Below are 20,202 nucleotides of genomic sequence, written 5' to 3' on the forward strand. Positions count from 1 at the left end.
AGGGACGCTCATTGCTGGGCGCCCCCCGCACAGATCCGTACGTGCGGCTTTCCCGCATACGGCTCCCACCTCGGGTGAGTAGCGGTGAAGCGTGTTCGGGGCCAAGGATGGAGGATTTGTGGCTTGGGGAGCAAGTCGGAGGCAAGCCGCGCGACCCGCTGCCACGTGGTCCCGTCAATCTGGCTGCGGCGCCGAAGCATCCGCCTCCATTGTTCGGTGACGAAGTAGCGGAAGGCGCTGAGCGCTCGGCTGTTGGTCGGTACCGCGTGGTAGTTGAAGTACCCGGTAACGACCTGCCGCAGCCATTTGCCCTGTTCGAGCACCGACTGGTGCATACGCCGTCGCATTCCCTGCTTCACGGCTTGCAGTTTCGCCCGCATGCGGTCTTTGCGAGACTTGCGCCTGATCTGGAACTTGCCTTGCTTGGATCGGCTGCAGATGAAGGTGAAGCCGAGGAAGTTGAAGGTCTCCGGCTTGCCGAGCCCGCGCCGCCTGCGGTTGTCCTCCGCATGACGTCCGAACTCGATCAGCCGGGTTTTCTCAGGGTGCAGTGACAGCGCGAACTCCTGCAGCCGTTTGCGCAATTCTTCGAGGAAGTGCCGGGCCTCATTCTCATGCTCGAAGCCGACGATGAAGTCGTCAGCGTAGCGCACGATGATCATGTCACCCGCGGCCTCGCGCCGTCTGAAGCGTTCGGCCCACAGATCGAGGGCATAGTGCAGGTAGATGTTGGCAAGCAGCGGCGAGATCACCGCCCCTTGTGCCGTCCCCTGTTCGCTGACCCTGACCGTTCCTTCTTCGAGAACACCCGCCTTGAGCCATTTGCGGATCAGACGGATGATACGCTGGTCGCCGGTCCGATGTTCGACGAAGCGGATGAGCCATTCCTGGTCCACCATGTCGAAGAACGAGCGGATATCGGCGTCAACAATGAAGTTCACCCGCCGGCTCTCGATTCCGACCAGCAGCGCATCCATCGCATCGTGCGCGCTGCGCCCGGGCCGGAACCCATACGAGAACCCGAGGAAGTCCTCCTCGTAGATCGCGTTGAGCACCGTAGCGGTTGCCCGCTGAACGATCTTGTCCTCGAGGGACGCAATCGCCAGCGGTCGCTGCCGCCCATCCTGCTTCGGGATATGGACCCGCCGCGACGGCTGCGGCCGGTACGCTCCCCGGTGAACACGAGCATGCAGGTCCTCAAGATTGGCCTTGAGGTCTTGCTCGTAGTCCCGCCACATCATTCCGTCCACACCCGGCGCGGCATGCTTCTTCAGCGCGAAGAACTCCGCCTCGAGCAGTTCAGGCGTGATGTGGTGAAGCAGCGCAGTGAACCTCTCCTTCTTCCTTTCCCTTGCAGTTCGCCGTATGCGTTCCAACGCCTGTGTCACGCTTGTCCGGCTCGGCGTCCGGGGCGTGCTTTGCTGGTCCGCATTCCCCTTGGTCGCGGCCCTTCGCTCCACCAACTCCTCCGCGGATCGCTCCGCTTCGTTCGCAGGCTTCGACGCTACTACGGCCGCGTCCGACTTCCCGCATCCGTTCGTCATCGGCTTTGGCTCCTCGCCTTCCCGATGCGGACCTTGGGGGCATGTTGCCATCGGTCAGATGCGGGACCTCCCAGGTTCCGACGCGGTCCTTTGCTGCGTGATGGGGTCTTCGACCACGGCAGAGCGTCAGCGCCTCGCATAACGGCGCCGCACATGTTGCCTTCGACGTTGCTTACCGGCTCGGCCTCTGCGAGTTTCTGTCTTTCGCGGCTCAATAGCCCACCCCACAGCATCGTTGTGTACGCTTCGCAGCCGCCGTTGCCGACGGCCACGCAACACTCACTACCGGGCGCTCGCTACCGCTTACCCGGACCGGACTTCCACCGGTTGGACCACGCCAGCTTGCCTGGCGCACAAGCAATCCAGAGTCTCTCCGCGGATGCATTTCCGGATTGCTTCGCTGCGCTCGCAATGACGAGTTGGAGGCACTGTTGCCCCTTCCAGCAGTCGGACGAAGGCTCTATCCTCCCGCCCCATGTCCGCACCTGAAATCAGGCCCACGACCGAGGCCGACCTCCCCGCCATCACCGCCATCTACCAGCAGGCCGTCCGCGAGGGCACGGCGACGTTCGAGCTGGACTCGCCCGACCTTGCCGAGATGACGCGCCGTTACCGCGCACTGGTCGATGGCGGCTATCCCTATTTCGTCGCGATCCTCGACGGGCGCGTGGCCGGCTATGCCTATGCCGGCGCCTACCGGCCACGGCCGGCCTATCGCTTCACCGTGGAGAACTCGATCTATCTCGATCCCTCCTTCCACCGCCGTGGCGTCGGGTCAAAGCTGCTGGAGCGGCTGATCACCGAATGCGAGGCGCGCGGTTTCCGCCAGATGATCGCGGTGATCGGCGATTCCGCCAATGCGGGCTCGATCGGCGTGCACACCAGGGGCGGCTTCAAGATGATCGGCACGCATCCCAATGTCGGGCTGAAATTCGGGCGCTGGCTGGACACCGTGATGATGCAGCGCGACCTCGGCGAGGGCGCGAAGACGGTGCCGGGGAAGTAGGGTAGTCCCGTAGGCCGCTACACCACCGCCAGCTTGCGATCGATCACCAGCAGCACGCGCTCGAGCTCGTGGCCGCGGCGCAGGATCAGGCCCGTGGCCGAGATCACGCTGTACATGCCCTGCTTGCGCGCCAGGCGCGGGTCCTTCTCGATGCGATAGATCGGCACTTCCGAGGCGCGGCGATAGACCGAGAACACCGCGCGATCCCTGAGGAAGTCGATGGCGTAGTCGCGCCACTCGCCGTCGGCAACCATGCGGCCATAGAGATTGAGAATACGATGCAGCTCGAGTCGGTTGAAGGTCACCCGGCTCGACTGCGCGTTCGCAGCGGCGGGACGCGCCGCCGCACGCTGCCCGCTCGGATCGGCATCCTCCGGCATCAGGCTCATGGGAGCGCCTCCTCCTCGCACAACATGACCACGTCCGCGAAAATCGTCCCCGGAACCGCGGATCATGACAGTTGCATGATCGCGCCAACCGCTGTCCTTCGCAAGGGCTCTCGATGGAACTCGGGGACAAAATCCGAAGAGTTTCCAGAGGGTTTCGGGGCTCAACCGGCGGAATTGCACCACACGCAGGAGTGGAACTCCGTCGGGACGAACCGTCACGGGATCGTGCGCAAGAATCTTAGTCTCGCCGCTTTTCCGCCCAGCGCCCGCCGCCCTGCATTGCGAAAAGGCTGATGTGCGTTGACCCGGTCCTTTCGGTTCTGGATTCCTCAGCCCCCAGCCCCCCGGGGTCGAACAGGATCGGGTCTGTACGCGCGACAAGGAGGGCCAACGCAAGTTGGTCCTTTTTTGTTTGTGTCGGGATGTTTGCGGCTCGCCCCCTCTCTCCAGACATCAGCGGAAAGACTCTCCCCCCTCATCCTGAGGAGCCGCGCCATTCGCGCGGCGTCTCGAAGGATCGAGGCCCCCCGCTGCATCAGCGCCGCCCTTCATGGTTTGAGACGCGCGCAAGGGCGCGCTCCTCACCATGAGGAGCGAACGAGTGCGACGCTCGAGAACGAGAGAGAGGAATTCGAATCAGTGCAGCGACGTGTACGCCGCGCCGAGCATCGGGCCCGGCCTTTCGCGGCTGCCGTCCTGGACGTAGACCACCGCGCCGTCGACGCCGTCACGCGTGAGGTTCTCGATCGGCACGGTCCAGCTTTCCGGACGGCCGTTCCAGTCGCCTACCTTGAGCAGGTTGCGCACCACGTTGTGGTAGGTGATCTGCTGCCCGCGATTTTCGCCGCGGCTGATCGCGATCGGCACCGACTTGGAGATCGAGCAGATCCAGACCTCGCCGTGCGAGACCGCCGGCTCCTTGCTTTCGGCTACCGACACGTTGATCTGCTTGCCTGCGAGCGACATCGTAACCGGAACGCTCATCACGCCGGAGCCCTTTTCGGACTTGCCGATCGCGCTCTCGATGCCGGCGCGATCGCTGCCGATGACATGCGTGGAGCCGTTGACGACGACCTGCGGCGTGTAGACCTCGCGGTCACCGCGCATGCGTGAATAGGCTCGCTGCCGCGCAGAGAAACGCGAATCGGCCAGCGTGTCCTTCCAGCCGAGATAGTCCCAATAATCGATCGGCATGCTCAGCGCGATGATCGAGGGGTCGCTGGAGAGATCGCCGATGATCTTGTCCGCGGGCGGGCAGGACGAGCAGCCCTGCGAGGTAAACAATTCGACGACGGCGCGCGGATCGGCGTGAGCGGGACGGATGACGGCGACGATCGCACAGATACCGAGTGCTCCCGACCAGAGGGCACCGGACCAACGTGAAATCAGATGAGAAGCCGTCATTGTTGTCATGTCGAACGCCGCACACCAAAGCTCGTGGGAGGGGGAATCTTATCGAATGATGGTCACCGTAGTCTTACGGGCGCGACCTGCTCAACCACCCAGGAAACCGTGCCGAGCCGATTTTCCGCCGGATGGGCCCATCCAAAGCATGCCGCAAACGCGCGAAGGCGGCCTTGTGATAGGCCGCCTTCGTTTAACCTTCTACTCACGTCGCAGTGAGCCACCGTTCACAAATTCGCGCTTAAGCCGCGAGCTTGCGCAGCACGTAGTGCAGGATGCCGCCGTTCCGGTAATAGTCGAGCTCGTCCAGCGTATCGATGCGGCAGAGCAGCGAAACGCGCTGCAACGAACCGTCTCCGGAGACGATTTCCGCCGTCAGCTTCTGGCGCGGCTTGAGGTCGCCGACGAGGCCGCGCAGCGTGACCTTCTCGTCGCCCTTCAGGCCGAGCGACTGCCAGGAGGTGCCTTCCTCGAAGGTCAGCGGCAGCACGCCCATGCCGACCAGGTTGGAGCGATGGATGCGCTCGAAGCTCTGGCAGATCACGGCGCGGACGCCGAGCAGACGGGTGCCCTTCGCGGCCCAGTCGCGCGAGGAGCCGTTGCCGTATTCGGCGCCGGCGAACACCACCAGCGGCACCTGCTCCTGCTGGTACTTCATCGCGGCGTCGTAGATCGACATCTGCTCGCCGTCGGGCCAGTGCTTGGTGAGACCGCCCTCGGGGATATTTCCATCCGCACCCTTGAGCATGAAGTTCTTGATGCGGATGTTGGCGAAGGTGCCGCGCATCATGACTTCATGGTTGCCGCGACGCGTGCCGTACTGGTTGAAGTCGGCCGGACGCACCTGGTGCTCGCTGAGATATTTGCCCGCGGGCGAGGTGAGCTTGATCGAACCGGCCGGCGAGATGTGGTCGGTGGTGATCTTGTCGCCGAACAGGGCAAGGATGCGCGCCTCGACGATGTCGGTGACCGGCTCCGGCTCCTTCTTCATGCCTTCGAAATAGGGCGGGTTCTGCACGTAGGTCGAAGACATGTTCCAGCGATAGGTCTCGCTCTCGACCGTCTTGATCTTGCGCCAGTTGGCGTCGCCCTTGAACACGTCGGCATACTTCTTCTTGAAGATCGCCGAGGTCACGAACTTCTTCATGAAGGCGTTGATCTCCTTCGTGGTCGGCCAGATGTCCTTCAGGTACACCGGCTTGCCGTCCTTGCCTTCGCCGATCGGCTCGACGGCGAGGTTCTTGGTGACGCTGCCGGCGAGCGCGTGGGCGACGACCAGCGGCGGCGAGGCCAGATAGTTCGCCTGCACGTCCGGCGAGACGCGGCCTTCGAAGTTGCGGTTACCGGAGAGCACGGCGGCGGCGACGATGCCGTTGTCGTTGATCGACTTCGAGATCTCCTCCGGTAGCGGACCGGAATTGCCGATGCACGTGGTGCAGCCGAAGCCGACCAGGTTGAAGCCGACCTTGTCGAGATCCTTCTGCAGGCCGGAATCGGCGAGATAGCCCGCGACGACCTGGCTGCCCGGAGCGAGCGAGGTCTTGACCCACGGCTTGGCCTTGAGGCCCTTGGCGGCGGCGTTGCGCGCCAAAAGTCCGGCGCCGATCAGCACGCTCGGGTTCGAGGTGTTGGTGCAGGAGGTGATGGCCGCGATCACGACGTCGCCATGGCCGATCTCGAAGTCCTTGCCCTCGACGGGGAAGCGCTTCGTGGGCTCCTCGGCCTTCTTGTACTCGGTGCCGAGCGCGAGCGAAAAACCTTCCGCGACCGACGGCAGCGCGATGCGGCCCTCGGGACGCTTCGGACCGGCCATCGACGGTACGACGTCGGCGAGGTCGAGGGTCAGGGTCTCCGTGAACACCGGATCGGGAGACTTGGCGGTGCGGAAGAGCCCTTGCGCCTTGGCATAGGCCTGCACCAGCGCAACGCGCGGCGCGGCGCGGCCGGAGGTCTTGAGGTAGTCGATCGCGGCGGCGTCGACCGGGAAGAAGCCGCAGGTCGCGCCATATTCGGGCGCCATGTTGGCGATGGTCGCCTTGTCGGCAACGGAGAGGTTGTCGAGGCCCGGACCGAAGAACTCGACGAATTTGCCGACGACGCCGAGCTTGCGCAGCATCTGCGTGACGGTCAGCACGAGGTCGGTGGCGGTGACGCCTTCCTTCATCGCGCCCTTCAGCTTGAAGCCGACGACGTTGGGCAGCAGCATCGACAGCGGCTGGCCGAGCATGCAGGCTTCCGCCTCGATGCCGCCGACGCCCCAGCCGAGCACGGCGAGACCATTGACCATGGTGGTGTGGGAGTCGGTGCCGACCAGCGAGTCGGGATAGGCGACCTCGAAGGTGCCGGTCTTCTTGCCGACCGTCATCTTCTCCTTCTTGGTCCAGACCGTCTGGGAGAGATATTCGAGATTGACCTGGTGGCAGATGCCGGTGCCCGGCGGGACGACGGAGAAGTTCGAGAACGCCTTCTGGCCCCACTTCAGGAACTCGTAGCGCTCTTGGTTCTGCTTGTATTCCTCGGTGACGTTCTTGGCGAAGGCCTTGTTGTCGCCGAAGAAGTTCACGATCACGGAGTGGTCGATGACGAGATCGACCGGCACCAGCGGATTGATCTTCTCAGGCTCGCCGCCGAGCTTCTGCATGGCGTTTCGCATTGCAGCCAGGTCGACGACGGCCGGAACGCCGGTAAAATCCTGCATCAGCACGCGGGCGGGGCGGAAGGCGATCTCATGCTCCAGCGACTTCTTCCGCAGCCACTTCGACACCGCGACGATGTCTTCCTTCTTGACCGAGCGGCCGTCCTCGTTGCGCAGCAGGTTCTCGAGCAGGACCTTCATCGAATATGGGAGTTTCGAAATTCCCTTCAGACCATTCTTCTCGGCCGTGGGCAGGCTGTAATAGACATAGGTCTTGGCGCCGACCTTGAGGGTCTTTTTGCATTTGAAGCTGTCGAGCGAGGTCATGTAGGAAATCCCAATTGTTAGTTATACCCGGCAGGGTATTTTAACACCGTCAGCGTAGCAGGCTGGGTCGCTTGCAGGAACAGGTTGAGTTGCTGCATCAAGTAGTTCCGGGCTTATAGAAGCTTTCTAACCGCACCGCCACAGCCACAATCGTGCCGCAGCAATTGCTGAGCCAAAAATTCCCATGCGCTACCCCAAGATTTCCTGAGGCCTGGCGTTGAGCGGACTGGACCAGGCCAAGATGCAGCTGTCCGGACGCGGGGTGGCCTGCGTGCGCGGCGGGCGCGAGGTGTTTTCCGGGCTCGACTTCCATGCCGTCTCGGGCGAGGCCGTGTCGGTGATGGGGCGCAATGGCGCGGGCAAGTCCTCGCTGCTGCGGCTGATCGCAGGCCTGCTCGCTCCGGCCGGCGGCACGATCGTACTGGACGGGGGCGATGCCGACATGACGTTGCCCGAACAGTGCCACTATCTCGGCCACCGCGACGCGCTGAAGCCGGCGCTGAGCGTGGCCGAAAATCTGGCATTCTGGGCTGATTTTCTGGGCGGAGAGCGGGGCGACGCCGCCGCGAGCCTCGAGGCCGTCGGCCTCGACCACGCCACCCATCTGCCCGCGGCCTTCCTGTCGGCGGGCCAGCGCCGCCGGCTCTCGCTGGCCCGGCTGCTCACTATCAGGCGCCGGATCTGGCTGCTGGACGAGCCGACCACGGCGCTGGATCTCGCCGGCCAGGACATGTTCGGCGGCCTGATGCGCGAGCACCTCGCCCATGGCGGCATGATCATCGCGGCGACCCACGCGCCGCTCGGGATCAATTCGCGGGAGCTGCGGATCGGGGGGATGGCGTGAACTTCGGGCACCCTCAGCTTTCCAAGCGGCCGGGCGCCGGCCTCTCCTTTCCCTCCCCCCTTGTGGGGGAGAGAAAGGCAGGGGGGTGCCACGCGGCAAAACCTCTCGGTTCTAGCGTCGGGAAAGTGAGCGCTCTGTTGCTCGCTGCCTGCCGCCGACAAGCATCTCGCCCGGGGCTACCCCCCTCCCCTGCCCTCCCCCACAGGGGGAGCGCAGTGTGCCCGGAACTGGCGGCGGATGTTTTCCCAGTCATTGGGAGCACCCCATGACCGCCCTGTCCGCCCTGATCCGCCGGGACATCCGGATCGCGCTCCGCGTCGGCGGCGGGGCGCTGATCGGGGTGCTGTTCTTCCTGACGGTGGTGGTGCTGATGCCGTTCGCGGTCGGGCCGGACCTGGCGCTGCTGTCGCGGCTCGGGCCGGCGATCCTCTGGCTCGGCGCGCTGCTGGCGAGCCTGCTCACCCTGGACCGGCTGTTCATGGCCGACCATGAGGACGGCTCGCTCGACCTGATCACGATGAGCCGGACCCCGCTGGAACTCGCCTGTGCCGCCAAGGCGCTGGCGCATTGGCTGGCCGCCGGCCTGCCGCTGATTGTCGCAACCCCCGTCCTGGGCCTGCTTCTGAACCTCGACATGGTCGCGACCGGCGCGGTGGCGCTGACGCTGCTGGTAGGCACTCCGGCCCTGACCTTCACCGGCATGATCGGCGCGGGGCTGGCGGTGACGCTGCATCGCGGCGGGCTGTTGATGGCGGTGTTGGTGCTGCCGCTGTCGATCCCCGTGCTGATCTTCGGCGTTGCGGCTTCGCAGGCCGCCATCGTCGGTCCCATGACTTTCGGAGCGCCGTTCTCGATCCTGTGCGCGCTGTCGCTGGTCAGCCTCGTGGTCGGCCCCTTCGCGGCGGCCGCGAGCCTGCGGCATGGACTGGATTGAATTGGACTGGACTGACCTTGACCCCGATCAACTTTCGCTGCCCGCTTTCATGCTGATTGCGTGAGCAGCCCCCGGTGATTATCACGATACCATGTCGCTGATCGACCTCGCCAACCCCACGCGGTTCCTCGCGCTGACAGCGCGGGTGTTGCCATGGCTTGCGGGTGCGACCGTCATCCTGCTCGCCATCGGCCTCTATCAATCCGCTTACGCGCCCGACGACTACCAGCAGGGCGCGACCGTGAAGATCATGTTCATCCACGTGCCCAATGCGTGGCTGTCGATGTTCGTGTGGGGCGTGATGAGCATCGCTTCCCTCGGCACGCTGGTGTGGCGGCATCCGCTCGCCGATGTCGCCGCGAAGGCGGCGGCTCCGATCGGCGCCGGCTTCACCTTCCTCGCGCTGCTGACGGGCTCGCTGTGGGGCCGGCCGATGTGGGGCACCTATTGGGAATGGGACGCGCGGCTGACCTCGGTGCTGATTCTGTTCCTGATGTATCTCGGCCTGATGGCGCTGTGGCGTGCGGTCGACGATCCCTCGCGCGCGGCACGCGCCGCGGCGGTGCTGACACTGGTCGGCGCGATCAACCTGCCGATCATCAAGTTCTCCGTCGACTGGTGGAACACGCTGCACCAGCCGGCTTCGGTGATGCGCATGGGCGGCTCGACGCTCGACAAGTCCTTCCTGGTTCCGCTGCTGGTGATGGCGATCGGATTCACGCTGCTGTTCGTCACGCTGCACCTGGCGGCAATGCGCAACGAGATTTTGCGCCGCCGGGTCCGCTCGCTGCAGATGATGCAGGCGAGCCGGGTCGCGTTTTCGAGCGAAATGGGCACCGGTTCGCGTCAGGAAAATGCGTCAAAAGGGGCGGCGTGATCATGTCGCTCGGTCCCTACGCCTCCTTCATCGTAGCGTCCTATACCGCTGCGGCCCTCGTGATCGTGATCCTGATCGGCTGGATCGTGCTCGACTTTCGCAGCCAGACGCAGCGCCTGCGCGAGCTCGACCGTAGCGGCGTCACCCGCCGCTCTGGCCGCGGGGCGATGGACGCGTCATGAGCGATCAATCGACCTCCGGCGCGCCGCAGCGCCGCACCTTCCTGATGGTGCTGCCGCTGATCGCGTTCATCGGACTGGCGCTGCTGTTCTGGTTCCGGCTCGGCAGCGGCGATATCTCGCGGATTCCGTCCGCACTGATCGGCAGGCCGGCGCCGCAGACCGCGCTGCCGCAGTTGGAGGGATTGCAGGACAACGGCGCACAGGTGCCGGGGCTCGATCCCGCCGCCTTCAAGGGCAAGGTCAGCCTCGTCAATGTCTGGTCGTCCTGGTGCGTGCCCTGTCATGACGAAGCACCGCTGCTGACCGAACTGGCAAAAGACAAGCGCTTTCAGCTCGTCGGCATCAACTACAAGGACGCAGCCGACAACGCGCGCCGCTTCCTCGGGCGCTACGGCAACCCGTTCAGCCGCGTCGGCGTCGACGCCAACGGCCGCGCCTCGATCGAATGGGGCGTCTATGGCGTGCCGGAGACGTTCGTGGTCGGGCGCGAGGGCACGATCGTCTACAAGCTGGTCGGGCCGATCACGCCGGACAATCTGCGGACCGTGCTGCTGCCGCAGATGGAGAAGGCGCTGAAGGCGGGGTCTTAGCCGAGACCGTCATTGCGAGCGCGGCGAAGCAATCCAGACTGTCTCCGCGGAAGGATTCTGGATTGCTTCGCTTCGCTCGCAATGACGAGTTGAGAGACCGTCAGCCCTTCCTTACGTCCCCGGCCTCGGCCTCGCTCGCTTCCAGCGATGCCGGCTCGATCCCGTAGCGTTTGGTCAGTGGCATCTGGGCGATGGCGAAGATCATCGTGATCAGGGTGACGCCGAACACCTTGAAGTTCACCCAGAAATCCGTGCTCTGGGTGCGCCAGACGATCTCGTTCAGCATCGCCATGCCGGCGAAGAACAGCGCCCAGCGCAGCGTCAGGATGCGCCAGCCCTGCGGCGTCAGATTGAACATCTGGTCGAACATCACGGCGATGAAGGATCGGCCGAACAGCAGGCCGCCGCCGAGGATCGCCGCGAACAGGCCGTAGATGATGGTCGGCTTGACCTTGATGAAGGTCTCGTCGTGCAGCACCAGGGTCAGCGTGCCGAACACCAGCACGATCACGCCCGTCACGATCGCCATGATCGGGATGTGTCGCGTCACGACGTAGGAGGCGGCCATCGCCGCGACGATCGCGACCATGAAGGCGCCGGTCGCGACGAACAAGTTGAACTTCGCATTGACGAAGAAGAACACGAGCAGCGGCCCGAGCTCGGTCGCAAGCTTGAACAGCGGATGCGGCTGGGTCTTGTCCATTCTCTCTTCCGTCTCTCCCAACCTTCGAGACGACCGCTTCGCGGTCTCCTCAGGATGCGGACCTCATGTGTGGCACGACCTCATCCTCAGGAGCCGCGCAAGCGGCGTCTCGAAGGATGACGCTATTCGATTCCGGCGATGGCGCGGGCGAAGTCGCGCGCAGTGAACGGCGCGAGATCGTCGACGCCTTCGCCGACGCCGATGAAATGCACCGGCAGTTTGAATTTCTCCGCGAGCGCCACCAGGATGCCGCCGCGCGCGGTGCCGTCGAGCTTGGTCATCACGAGGCCGGTGACCCCGGCGGTGCGATGGAACGCCTCGACCTGCGACAGCGCGTTCTGGCCGACAGTAGCATCCAGCACCAGCAGCACGGCATGCGGCGCAGTGTCATCCACCTTGCGGATCACGCGCACGACCTTCTCGAGCTCGTTCATCAGCTCGGCCTTGTTCTGCAGGCGGCCGGCGGTGTCGATCAGGAGCACGTCCATGCCCTGCTCTTTCGCCGCAGTCAGTGCGCTGAAGGCGAGGCTTGCCGAATCCGAGCCCTGCGCGGCGGCGATGACGGGCGTCTTCGTGCGCTCACCCCAGACCTTGAGCTGCTCGATGGCGGCGGCGCGAAACGTGTCGCCGGCGGCCAGCATCACCTTGCGGCCTTCCGATGCGAATTTTTGCGAGAGCTTGCCGATGGTGGTGGTCTTGCCGGAGCCGTTGACGCCGACGACGAGGATCACGAAAGGCTTCTTGCCCGCATCGATCACGAGCGGCTTGGCGACCGGCGCCAGCACCTTCTCGACCTCGGTTGCGACGACGTCCTTGACCTCGTCCGCAGAGATTGCCTTGTCGTAGCGGCCGGCGCCGACGGCATCCGCGATCCGCACCGCGACCGAGGTGCCGAGATCGGCGCGCAGCAGCACGTCCTCGATGTCGTCGAGCATGGCGCGGTCGAGCTTGCGCTTGGTGACGAGGTCGGCGACCGCGGTCCCGAGCGAGGACGAGGTGCGCTTCAGCCCGTTGGACAGGCGGCGCCACCAGCTCAGCTTGGGGGTGTCGGAGGTGGTATCGTTCATGGGGGCGTGTTAGCCGTTCCGGCTCGCAAACGAAAGCCTTGACCGAAAGTCTTGCAATTGCTCGATGTTCCCGAATTGACCGCCGATGAAATCCTGGCCCGCGTGCTCCATCGCGACGGGCTGATGCTGATCATCGACAAGCCGGCCGGCCTGCCGGTGCATCGCGGCCCCAAGGGCGGCCCCAATCTGGAGGATTCCTTCGACGCGCTCCGGTTCGGCCTGCCGCGGCCGCCGGTGCTTGCGCACCGGCTGGACAAGGACACCTCCGGTTGCCTCGTGCTCGGGCGCCATCGCAAGGCGACCGCATCGCTCGGGCTGCTGTTCAAGCACGGCAAGATCGGCAAGACCTACTGGACCGTGGTCGAGGGCGGCCCTGCTGAAGATGAAGGCAGCATCGACATGCCGCTTGGCAGGCTCAATGCGGAACGCGGCTGGTGGCAGAAGCCGGACCCGGACGGGCAGAAGGCGATCACCAACTGGAAGGTGATGGGCCGGGCGGACGGTTTCACCTGGCTCGCCATGGAACCGGTGACCGGGCGAACCCATCAATTACGCGTGCATTCGGCCGAGAGCGGATGGCCGATCTTCGGCGATAACATTTACGGCAACGGCCCGCGCTTCGGCGAGCCGAAGCTGCACCTGCATTCACGCGAGATCGTGGTGCCGATCTCCCGGAACAAGGAGCCGGTCCGCGTGGTGGCCCCGGCCCCGCCGCATATGCACGAGAAGCTCAGGGCCTGCGGATGGAACGGGAAGTAGCTGTCGTTTACCTCTCCCGCTCGCGGGAGAGGGAGCGCAGCGTCTCCGCGGTGACACCTCGTTCTCATGGCCCCATGGTTTACGAAACGTTCAGTGCTCGCCTCTAATGATCACGGTTGCTTAGAACAAGCTTCCGTCAATCCGCTCAGGACGAGCCGCGCTTCATGCCCAAGGCCGAGCTATCGATCATCGACGAGGTCGAATCCGCACTTCGGATCGGCTCGCCGGAAAAGGGCCTGGAAACGGCGCGCCGCGTCACCGACCTGTTCCTGTCCTCCGCCGGCAGTTTTAGCGACGAGCTGATCGCGCTGTTTGACGACGTGCTCGAGCGCCTGATTCGCACCATCGAGCTGCGCGCGATTGCCGACATGGGCGCACGCGTCGCGCTGGCCGAGATCAGCATGCAGCTCGCACCGATCGCCCAGGCGCCGCCTTCCGTGATCCGCCGCCTCGCCAACAATGACGAGATCCGCATCGCCGGCCCCGTGCTGCAGGAATCAGCGCGCCTCGACGATGGCGAGCTGGTGAAGATCGCCTCCAGCAAAAGCGAGCCGCATCTGCTCGCGGTTGCCGGTCGCTGGTGGCTGAAGGAGATCGTCACCGATGCGCTGCTGGCGCGGCGCTATCCCAGCGTCAGCCGGCGACTTGCCGCCAATCCCGGCGCGCGCGTCTCCGGAAACGGATTTGCCGTCATCGTCGGCCAGGCCGAAAGCGATCCCGAGCTCGCCGTGAGTGTCGGCGTTCGTGTCGACCTGCCTTCGGAGCTGCGCCGCCAATTGCTGCGCTCGGCGACGGATGCGGTGCGCACGCGCCTGCTGTCGCGCGCGCCGCCGCATCTGTTCGAGGAGATCCAGAGCGCGATCGCAGCCGTCACCGTCGGCGTCGAGCGCGAGATGTCGGGCGTTCGCGATTTCGAGGGCGCCAAGCGCGCCATCGCCGGCCTCAAGGCCACCGGCCAGCTCAACGAGGCAACGCTGCTCGGCTTTGCCAGGCAGCGGCGCTATGAAGAGACCGCCGCCGCCCTGGCGGCGTTGTCCGGATCGACGGTCGAGGTGATCCGTCCACTGATGCAGAGCCTGCGCGAAGACGGCCTTCTGGTGCCGTGCAAGGCGGCCCAGCTCAGCTGGGAGACGACAGCCGCAGTGCTCGAAAGCCGCTTTGCGACAGGCGCGATGAAGCCTGCAGACGTGGCGAGGGCGCAGGGGCACTACGCGCGCATGACGGCGGAGAATGCAAGGCGGACGCTCAGGTTCTGGCAGGTAAGGGCGTCGTAGACTCTTCCCCTCTCCCCTTGCGGGAGACGGTGGCTCGCCGCGTAGCGGCGAGACGGGTGAGGGGTCTCTCGCGGCGCGCACCTTCACGCAGTTGAATTCGCGGAAGCAACCCCTCATCGGCGCTTCGCGCCACCTTCTCCCGCAAGGAGAGAAGGAAGAAGGCCCCGGCTTACGTCGTCAACCGCTCGCCATCGCTGCCGGTGATCATGAGGGGCACGATGGTTCCCATCCGCTCGCCCGCAATCGCCACCGGCAGATAGTGCTCCGTGCGGCCCTGCGCCTCACTCTCGATCAACACCTCTCGTGTCGCACCGATCTCGCCTTGCAGCCTCCGCCGCAACGCCGCCTCTCCCGCAGCGCGCAATCGCTTCGCGCGGTCCTTGACGACCGGACCCGCCACCTGCGGCATCCGCGCGGCGGGCGTGCCGGGGCGCGGGGAATAGGGGAAGACGTGCAGGAAGGTCAGGCCGCACTCCTCGACGAGATCGAGCGAGCGCGAGAACATCTCCTCGGTCTCGGTCGGGAAACCCGCGATGATGTCGGCGCCGAAGGCGACATCGGGACGCAGGCCGCGCACCTGGTTGCAGAACGCGATCGCATCCCGCCGCAAGTGCCGCCGCTTCATGCGCTTCAGGATCATGTCGTCGCCTGACTGCAGCGACAGGTGCAGATGCGGCATCAGGCGCACATCGGCCGCAATGGCGTCGAGCAGGTCATGATCGGCCTCGATCGAATCGATCGAGGAGATGCGCAGGCGCTTCAACTCAGGCACATGCCGCAGGATCTGCTTCGTCAGCATGCCGAGCTTGGGCGCGCCGGGCAGGTCCGTGCCATAGCTGGTGAGATCGACGCCGGTCAGCACGATTTCGGCATGGCCGCGCTCGGCCAGGGCGCGCACCTGCTCGACCACGGCGCCCATCGGCACCGAACGCGAATTGCCGCGGCCGAACGGAATGATGCAGAAGCTGCAGCGATGGTCGCAGCCGTTCTGCACCTGCACGAACACGCGCGGCAGGCCGCTGGCAAAACCGTCGATGAGATGCGGCGCCATCTCCTTCACGGCCATGATGTCGCTGACGGCGATCTTCTCGCTCGGGCCGATGTCGAACGCGCTGCGCGTTTCCTGCCACGCTTCGCCGCGCATCTTGTCGTCATTGCCGACGACGCGATCGACCTCGGCCATATCGGCAAACATCTGGCTTTGCGTCTGCGCCGCGCAGCCGGTGACGACGATGCGCGCCGAGGGGCGCTCGCGCTTCAATTTGCGGATCGACTGGCGCGCCTGCGCGACCGCCTCGCTGGTGACGGCGCAGCTGTTGATGACGATGGTGTCGGAAAGCCCCGCGCCCTCGGCTTCGCGCCGGATCACCTCGGCCTCGAAGGCGTTGAGGCGGCAGCCGAAGGTGACGATGTCGACAGGCATTACCCGACCGGCGCGAACAGCGCCGGATCGAAATTGCCCTCATATTCGAAGGTCGCGGTGCCCGTCATCAGCACATGGTCGTCGCGCTCGCGCCATTCGATCCCGAGCTTGCCGCCCGGCAGCGTGATCTCGACCTTGCGCGCGGCGCGCTTGAGGCGTGCGGCCGCAACCGCCGTCGCGCAGGCCGCCGAACCGCAGGCCCGGGTCAGGCCCGCACCGCGCTCCCAGGTGCGGATGGTGATGTGCTCGCGATCGACGATATGGGCCAGCGTGATGTTGGCGCGCTCGGGGAAGATCGGATGATTCTCGAGCAGCGGACCGAAACGGCCGAGATCGTAGGCGTCGACGTCGTCGACCCAGAACACCGCGTGCGGATTGCCCATGCTCACCACGGAGGGCGAATGCAGGATCGGATTGTCGATCGGCCCGATCTGCAATTCGATGTAGCGGGTGTCGCGAAATTCTTCCGCCAGCGGAATGTCCTGCCAGCCGAACTTCGGCGCCCCCATGTCGACGGTGTAGAGATCGGGCGCCGGACCCTGCCATGCGTTGAGCAGGCCGGCGGCGGTCTCGAAGGTCGCCGTGGTTTGCCCGGTCTTCTCGAAGATGCGGCGCACCACGCAGCGCATGCCGTTGCCGCAGGCACCGGCCTCGGAGCCGTCATTGTTGTAGATGCTGATGAAGGCTTCGGTGCCGACGAGCCGCGGCTTCTGCAATACCATGAGCTGGTCATAGGGCACGCCGCCCTGCGCGGACGCCACGGCGCGGGCGTCGTCAGGCGTCACCCTTGCCGCGGAGTCGCGCATGTCGACAACGACGATCTCGTTACCGATGCCGTTCATCTTGGCAAATACGTGATTGGCCAGCGCGCTCATGAAAATTCCCGAATTTCGCCCGTCTTATATGGTGATCCCAGGCGGCTTGGCCAGTGATTTGCCACGACCAGCAGGACATCGGCCATGACGCATCTGTCATGGGACGAATGCGGCGCTCGCGTGTTAGAACGGCGCAGTTCGCGCGCACCGGGACGCGCGGCCGGGTTAAGGCCTTGGTGGGTAAGGTCTTGATGAATTGAGGCCCTGGCGAACCGGGGCCTTGGGAGAATAAAATGACCAGTTTTCGTCGTCTCGCTCTGGCCGCGCTGATCCCGGCAGCGGCCTTGTCGCTTGGCCTGTCAGGCGCTCTGGCGCAGTCCCCGAGCCCGGCGCCCGCTGCCTCGGCAAGCCCCTCGCCGGCCCCATCGGCTTCGCCGGCACCGGCCGCGAGCGCATCGCCCGCCCCTGTTGCTACGCCGTCGCCTGCGGCGAGCGCCTCGCCCGCGCCTGCAGCTTCGCCATCACCCGCAGCCAGCGCGTCGCCCAGCCCGCCGCCGGCTGCGGCCGCCACCCCTGCCCCGGTGCAGACCGCCGACCCCTTCGGCCTCGAGACCACGCTCGAGCCGAAGAAGGTCGTGATGGTCAAGGGCACCGCCAATTGGGACTCCGCCTTCGACACGCTGATCGATGCCTTCAAGGCGCTCAACACGCTGCTGGACAAGCAGGGCATCAAGCACGCCGGCAATTCGATGATCGTCTACACCTCGACGGACGACACCGGCTTCACCTTCCTCGCCGAGATCCCGGTCGAACAGGATCCCAAGAACCTGCCCAAGGACGTGAGCATCGGCAAATCGCCGGAGGGCAAGGCGCTGAAATTCGTCCATCGCGGCTCGTACGACAACATGGACAATACCTATGAGGCGATCACCAATCACCTCGACGACAAGAGACTGGAAGCCAAGGACACCTTCATCGAGGAGTACCTCACCGATCCCCTGAAGACGGCCGAGGACAAGCTCGTGATCAATGTTTTCGTGCCGCTGAAGTGAGACTGATGAAAAAGCCTGCAATAATCGCCGCCGTCCTTGCCGCCACGCTGCTGGCCCCGCCCGCGCGCGCCGACGATTTTCCCGCCGCGATCTCGGTCAGCGGCGAAGCCTCCGTGTCAGCGGCGCCTGATCTCGCGCAGATCGACGCGGGCGTCGCGAGCGACGCCAAGACGGCGAAGGAAGCCTCCGACGCCAACAACGCCGCGATGGGCAAGGTGTTGCTGGCACTGAAGGGCGCCGGCGTCGCCGAGAAGGACTACCAGACTTCGCGCCTGTCGCTGCAGCCGCAATACGGCCAGAACAAAGCCACCGGCGCCTCGCCCGTAACGGGCTTCCGCGCCTCCAACCGCGTCACGGTGAAGATCCGCGACGTGACCAAGGTGGCAACCATCATCGACACGTTGGTTGCCGCCGGCGCGAACGACATCGGCAACATCTCGTTCGAGGTGACGCAGGCGTCAAAGCTGCTCGACGATGCGCGTGAGCAGGCGGTGGCGGACGCGCGCCGCAAGGCCGAGATCTATGCGAAGGCCACCGGCGTCACGCTGGGCGCGCCGCTAAGCGTGTCCGAAGGCGGCGCTCCGGTGCCGCTGTTCAAGGCACGGATGGCAACAGCGCCGATGGCCGCGCCTGCGGCGGTCGCACCGGGCGAGGAAACGCTGTCGGTGACGGTGAATGTGAGCTGGGCGATCAAGGCGGGGCCGTAAGGCGATTGCTGAGAGCTGCCCGGCAACCACAACTGTCGTCCCGGACAAGCACAAGCGCGCGCTGGTCCGGGACCCATAGCCAGAGGAAGTGGCTGTGCGCGGAGTCGGCAACTCCGAGTCTTCGCCAAACATCTCGCTGTGGCTATGGCGTCCCGGGCTCGCGATTTCGTCGCGCCCCCGGGACGACGAGCTGCATGTGCGGCGACAGCGGAGTTAAACCGCGGGCCGTCAAATCTCCACCACCTGTCCGGGCTTCATCGCCACGAATCGCTCCTGCGGAATCTTCGCGGCATCCAGCGCTTCGACCAGCGCTTTGGCCGGCGCGTCGATGGCTTCGTCGGTCAGCTGGAACGTGCCATGGTGATGCCCGAGCGCGGCCTCGGCGCCGCAATCGGCCAGCGCCTTCACCGCATCTTCCGGGTTCATGTGCTGGTCGCGCATGAACCAGCGTGGCTCGTAGGCGCCGATGGGCAGGATCGCGAGACGGAACTTGCCGTGCTTCTCGGCGACGCGGCGGAAATGCCGGCCGTCGCCATAGCCGGAATCGCAGACCACGTAGATCTTCCCGGCGGGCGTCTCCAATACAAAGCTCGCCCACAGCGCCTTGTTGCGGTCGAACAGGCCGCGCGCGGTCCAGTGCCGGGTCGGCACCAGGTGCACGGCGACGCCTTCGCCGAGCTCGACGCGGTCGTGCCAGTCGAACGCTTCCGCCCTGATCGTGGGATCTGCGCCGCGCATCGTCACGTCGTTGCCGAGGGGGGTGACCACGCGCGGGCCAAAATTCTTGGCGAGGCGCGACAGCGTCGCCATGTCGAGATGATCGTAGTGACCGTGCGAGACCAGCACGACGTCGACCTTCGGCAGCTTCTCGAAGGCGATGCCAGGATCGTTGTGCCGCTTCGGCCCGGCCCATGCGACCGGCGACACCCGCGAGGACCAGACGGGATCGATGAGGATGTTGAGGCCGCCGGCCTGGATCAGCCAGCTGGCGTGGCCGATGAAGGAGAGCCGCACCTTGTCGCCATCGACCCGCTCCGGCGGGGTGTCGGCATGCGGGCTCGGGGCCCAGTCCGGCCAGGCCGCCCGCTGGCGCTTGCCGCTGAACTGCCAGCGTAGCACCTCGCGAAGCGACTTTGGCGGGGCCCCGTCCGGATCGAAGAAGTGCAGGCCGTTGAAATGGTCGGAGGCGGGGCCGTCATAGGTCTTCATGCGGGACATCCAGAGCGAGGGGACGCCGACCAGGGCACCGGCTGCGGCAAGCAGTCCAAAAAGGCGGCGGCGGGTGACCGGCACGGGCGGGCTTCTAGGGATGGTCAGGGTGGTAAGACATCACGGCCTATATGGGACGGGCCGCCAGAAAAGGAACCCGCCGCAAAAAGGGACATAGTTTCAGAGTCTTGCCCTACCAGAGGCATCCCGGCACCCTAACTTTCCTTGACTTTTGGGCGAGAGCGGCGTTTAACCCCGCCACTTTCTCGGAAAGGTTTTCTTTTCGACCCGCCGACCGGTCCTCGAGGCCGGAGGTCAACGCCCGACAGCGCTGTGCGCCCTCGGGCGCAAAGGTGTTTTGGAAGATCGTTTAATCCAAGGAAGTGGTCATCGCCCGACTTGATCGGGCGATCCAGCATCCCAGAGGCGGCTCGGCTGGAACCGAGGTGCCGCGGCGTACT

The 20,202-nt window shown here is 65.3% G+C and carries 19 protein-coding genes; 10 read left to right on the forward strand and 9 right to left on the reverse strand.

Going from position 1 to position 20,202, the window contains the following annotated elements; translation table 11 throughout:
- Positions 1–8 precede the first annotated feature (8 nt).
- Positions 9–1,388 carry a group II intron reverse transcriptase/maturase gene (gene ltrA, locus ACNJYB_RS00495; RefSeq protein ID WP_439368145.1) on the reverse strand — a complete coding sequence of 460 codons (1,380 nt, stop codon included), beginning with the start codon at positions 1,386–1,388 and terminating at the stop codon, positions 9–11.
- Positions 1,389–2,019: 631 nt separating this feature from the next.
- On the opposite strand from ltrA, the gene ACNJYB_RS00500 reads away from it, so the two are divergent.
- Positions 2,020–2,550, forward strand: a complete 531-nt coding sequence (locus ACNJYB_RS00500; protein WP_439372212.1) for a GNAT family N-acetyltransferase — start codon at positions 2,020–2,022, stop codon at positions 2,548–2,550.
- Between the two features lie 17 nt (positions 2,551–2,567).
- Here ACNJYB_RS00500 and ACNJYB_RS00505 read toward each other — a convergent pair whose 3' ends face one another.
- The 3 genes from ACNJYB_RS00505 to acnA all read right to left on the reverse strand — a co-directional run bounded on the left by ACNJYB_RS00505 (position 2,568) and on the right by acnA (position 7,305).
- On the reverse strand, positions 2,568–2,939 hold the full coding sequence (locus ACNJYB_RS00505; RefSeq protein ID WP_439372213.1) for a DUF2794 domain-containing protein: 372 nt from the start codon (positions 2,937–2,939) through the stop codon (positions 2,568–2,570).
- A gap of 636 nt (positions 2,940–3,575) precedes the next feature.
- Positions 3,576–4,352, reverse strand: coding sequence for a DUF1223 domain-containing protein (locus ACNJYB_RS00510; protein ID WP_439372214.1), 777 nt, complete (start codon positions 4,350–4,352; stop codon positions 3,576–3,578).
- 232 nt (positions 4,353–4,584) lie between these two features.
- Positions 4,585–7,305 carry an aconitate hydratase AcnA gene (gene acnA, locus ACNJYB_RS00515; protein ID WP_439372215.1) on the reverse strand — a complete coding sequence of 907 codons (2,721 nt, stop codon included), beginning with the start codon at positions 7,303–7,305 and terminating at the stop codon, positions 4,585–4,587.
- Positions 7,306–7,546: 241 nt separating this feature from the next.
- On the opposite strand from acnA, the gene ccmA reads away from it, so the two are divergent.
- The 5 genes from ccmA (at position 7,547) to ACNJYB_RS00540 (ending at position 10,732) form a co-directional block, all read left to right on the forward strand.
- Entirely contained in the window at positions 7,547–8,149 is a 603-nt protein-coding gene (gene ccmA / locus ACNJYB_RS00520; RefSeq protein WP_439375766.1) for a heme ABC exporter ATP-binding protein CcmA, read from the forward strand.
- 265 nt (positions 8,150–8,414) lie between these two features.
- Positions 8,415–9,083, forward strand: coding sequence for a heme exporter protein CcmB (gene ccmB / locus ACNJYB_RS00525; protein ID WP_439372216.1), 669 nt, complete (start codon positions 8,415–8,417; stop codon positions 9,081–9,083).
- A gap of 91 nt (positions 9,084–9,174) precedes the next feature.
- Positions 9,175–9,960: a heme ABC transporter permease gene (locus ACNJYB_RS00530; protein ID WP_439372217.1), complete on the forward strand. Its 786-nt coding sequence runs from the start codon at positions 9,175–9,177 to the stop codon at positions 9,958–9,960.
- Positions 9,957–10,142, forward strand: coding sequence for a heme exporter protein CcmD (ccmD, locus tag ACNJYB_RS00535; RefSeq protein ID WP_439372218.1), 186 nt, complete (start codon positions 9,957–9,959; stop codon positions 10,140–10,142). The genes ACNJYB_RS00530 and ccmD overlap by 4 nt, the downstream gene beginning before the upstream one ends.
- Positions 10,139–10,732 (forward strand): DsbE family thiol:disulfide interchange protein, encoded by a 594-nt coding sequence (locus ACNJYB_RS00540; RefSeq protein ID WP_439372219.1) that lies wholly within the window; start codon positions 10,139–10,141, stop codon positions 10,730–10,732. The genes ccmD and ACNJYB_RS00540 overlap by 4 nt, the downstream gene beginning before the upstream one ends.
- 100 nt (positions 10,733–10,832) lie before the next feature.
- Here ACNJYB_RS00540 and ACNJYB_RS00545 read toward each other — a convergent pair whose 3' ends face one another.
- Positions 10,833–11,435, reverse strand: a complete 603-nt coding sequence (locus tag ACNJYB_RS00545; RefSeq protein WP_439372220.1) for a septation protein A — start codon at positions 11,433–11,435, stop codon at positions 10,833–10,835.
- Positions 11,436–11,557: 122 nt separating this feature from the next.
- The gene (gene ftsY / locus ACNJYB_RS00550; RefSeq protein ID WP_439372221.1) at positions 11,558–12,502 is read right to left on the reverse strand and encodes a signal recognition particle-docking protein FtsY; all 945 of its coding nucleotides are present in this window, start codon (positions 12,500–12,502) and stop codon (positions 11,558–11,560) included.
- Positions 12,503–12,559: 57 nt separating this feature from the next.
- Between ftsY and ACNJYB_RS00555 the strand changes: the two genes are divergently transcribed.
- Both ACNJYB_RS00555 and ACNJYB_RS00560 read left to right on the forward strand, forming a co-directional pair.
- The gene (locus ACNJYB_RS00555; protein ID WP_439375767.1) at positions 12,560–13,261 is read left to right on the forward strand and encodes an RluA family pseudouridine synthase; all 702 of its coding nucleotides are present in this window, start codon (positions 12,560–12,562) and stop codon (positions 13,259–13,261) included.
- Between the two features lie 164 nt (positions 13,262–13,425).
- Positions 13,426–14,535: a DUF2336 domain-containing protein gene (locus ACNJYB_RS00560; RefSeq protein ID WP_439372222.1), complete on the forward strand. Its 1,110-nt coding sequence runs from the start codon at positions 13,426–13,428 to the stop codon at positions 14,533–14,535.
- Between the two features lie 169 nt (positions 14,536–14,704).
- On the opposite strand, the gene mtaB is transcribed toward ACNJYB_RS00560, so the two are convergent.
- Both mtaB and dapF read right to left on the reverse strand, forming a co-directional pair.
- Positions 14,705–15,958 (reverse strand): tRNA (N(6)-L-threonylcarbamoyladenosine(37)-C(2))-methylthiotransferase MtaB, encoded by a 1,254-nt coding sequence (mtaB, locus tag ACNJYB_RS00565; protein WP_439372223.1) that lies wholly within the window; start codon positions 15,956–15,958, stop codon positions 14,705–14,707.
- Positions 15,958–16,833 carry a diaminopimelate epimerase gene (gene dapF / locus ACNJYB_RS00570; RefSeq protein ID WP_439372224.1) on the reverse strand — a complete coding sequence of 292 codons (876 nt, stop codon included), beginning with the start codon at positions 16,831–16,833 and terminating at the stop codon, positions 15,958–15,960. Before dapF ends, mtaB begins: the two co-directional genes overlap by 1 nt.
- Before the next feature lie 233 nt (positions 16,834–17,066).
- On the opposite strand from dapF, the gene ACNJYB_RS00575 reads away from it, so the two are divergent.
- Together ACNJYB_RS00575 and ACNJYB_RS00580 are read left to right on the forward strand one after the other, a co-directional pair.
- Positions 17,067–17,825 (forward strand): GyrI-like domain-containing protein, encoded by a 759-nt coding sequence (locus ACNJYB_RS00575; RefSeq protein WP_439372225.1) that lies wholly within the window; start codon positions 17,067–17,069, stop codon positions 17,823–17,825.
- Positions 17,826–17,830: 5 nt separating this feature from the next.
- Positions 17,831–18,532, forward strand: a complete 702-nt coding sequence (locus ACNJYB_RS00580) for an SIMPL domain-containing protein (protein ID WP_439372226.1) — start codon at positions 17,831–17,833, stop codon at positions 18,530–18,532.
- 228 nt (positions 18,533–18,760) lie between these two features.
- On the opposite strand, the gene ACNJYB_RS00585 is transcribed toward ACNJYB_RS00580, so the two are convergent.
- Positions 18,761–19,825, reverse strand: a complete 1,065-nt coding sequence (locus ACNJYB_RS00585; RefSeq protein ID WP_439372227.1) for an MBL fold metallo-hydrolase — start codon at positions 19,823–19,825, stop codon at positions 18,761–18,763.
- Between the last annotated feature and the right edge of the window lie 377 nt (positions 19,826–20,202).

This window comes from Bradyrhizobium sp. SMVTL-02 (genome assembly GCF_051853005.1).
GTDB lineage: Bacteria > Pseudomonadota > Alphaproteobacteria > Rhizobiales > Xanthobacteraceae > Bradyrhizobium.

Bases quoted from the DNA above. Each gene is read 5' to 3' on its own strand.
- ACNJYB_RS00500 (WP_439372212.1), top strand. From the start codon at position 2,020: ATGTCCGCACCTGAAATCAGGCCCACGACCGAGGCCGACCTCCCCGCC.
- ACNJYB_RS00505 (WP_439372213.1), bottom strand. From the start codon at position 2,939: ATGAGCCTGATGCCGGAGGATGCCGATCCGAGCGGGCAGCGTGCGGCG.
- ACNJYB_RS00510 (WP_439372214.1), bottom strand. From the start codon at position 4,352: ATGACAACAATGACGGCTTCTCATCTGATTTCACGTTGGTCCGGTGCC.
- acnA (WP_439372215.1), bottom strand. From the start codon at position 7,305: ATGACCTCGCTCGACAGCTTCAAATGCAAAAAGACCCTCAAGGTCGGC.
- ccmA (WP_439375766.1), top strand. From the start codon at position 7,547: ATGCAGCTGTCCGGACGCGGGGTGGCCTGCGTGCGCGGCGGGCGCGAG.
- ccmB (WP_439372216.1), top strand. From the start codon at position 8,415: ATGACCGCCCTGTCCGCCCTGATCCGCCGGGACATCCGGATCGCGCTC.
- ACNJYB_RS00530 (WP_439372217.1), top strand. From the start codon at position 9,175: ATGTCGCTGATCGACCTCGCCAACCCCACGCGGTTCCTCGCGCTGACA.
- ACNJYB_RS00540 (WP_439372219.1), top strand. From the start codon at position 10,139: ATGAGCGATCAATCGACCTCCGGCGCGCCGCAGCGCCGCACCTTCCTG.
- ACNJYB_RS00545 (WP_439372220.1), bottom strand. From the start codon at position 11,435: ATGGACAAGACCCAGCCGCATCCGCTGTTCAAGCTTGCGACCGAGCTC.
- ftsY (WP_439372221.1), bottom strand. From the start codon at position 12,502: ATGAACGATACCACCTCCGACACCCCCAAGCTGAGCTGGTGGCGCCGC.
- ACNJYB_RS00560 (WP_439372222.1), top strand. From the start codon at position 13,426: ATGCCCAAGGCCGAGCTATCGATCATCGACGAGGTCGAATCCGCACTT.
- mtaB (WP_439372223.1), bottom strand. From the start codon at position 15,958: ATGCCTGTCGACATCGTCACCTTCGGCTGCCGCCTCAACGCCTTCGAG.
- dapF (WP_439372224.1), bottom strand. From the start codon at position 16,833: ATGAGCGCGCTGGCCAATCACGTATTTGCCAAGATGAACGGCATCGGT.
- ACNJYB_RS00575 (WP_439372225.1), top strand. From the start codon at position 17,067: ATGACCAGTTTTCGTCGTCTCGCTCTGGCCGCGCTGATCCCGGCAGCG.
- ACNJYB_RS00580 (WP_439372226.1), top strand. From the start codon at position 17,831: ATGAAAAAGCCTGCAATAATCGCCGCCGTCCTTGCCGCCACGCTGCTG.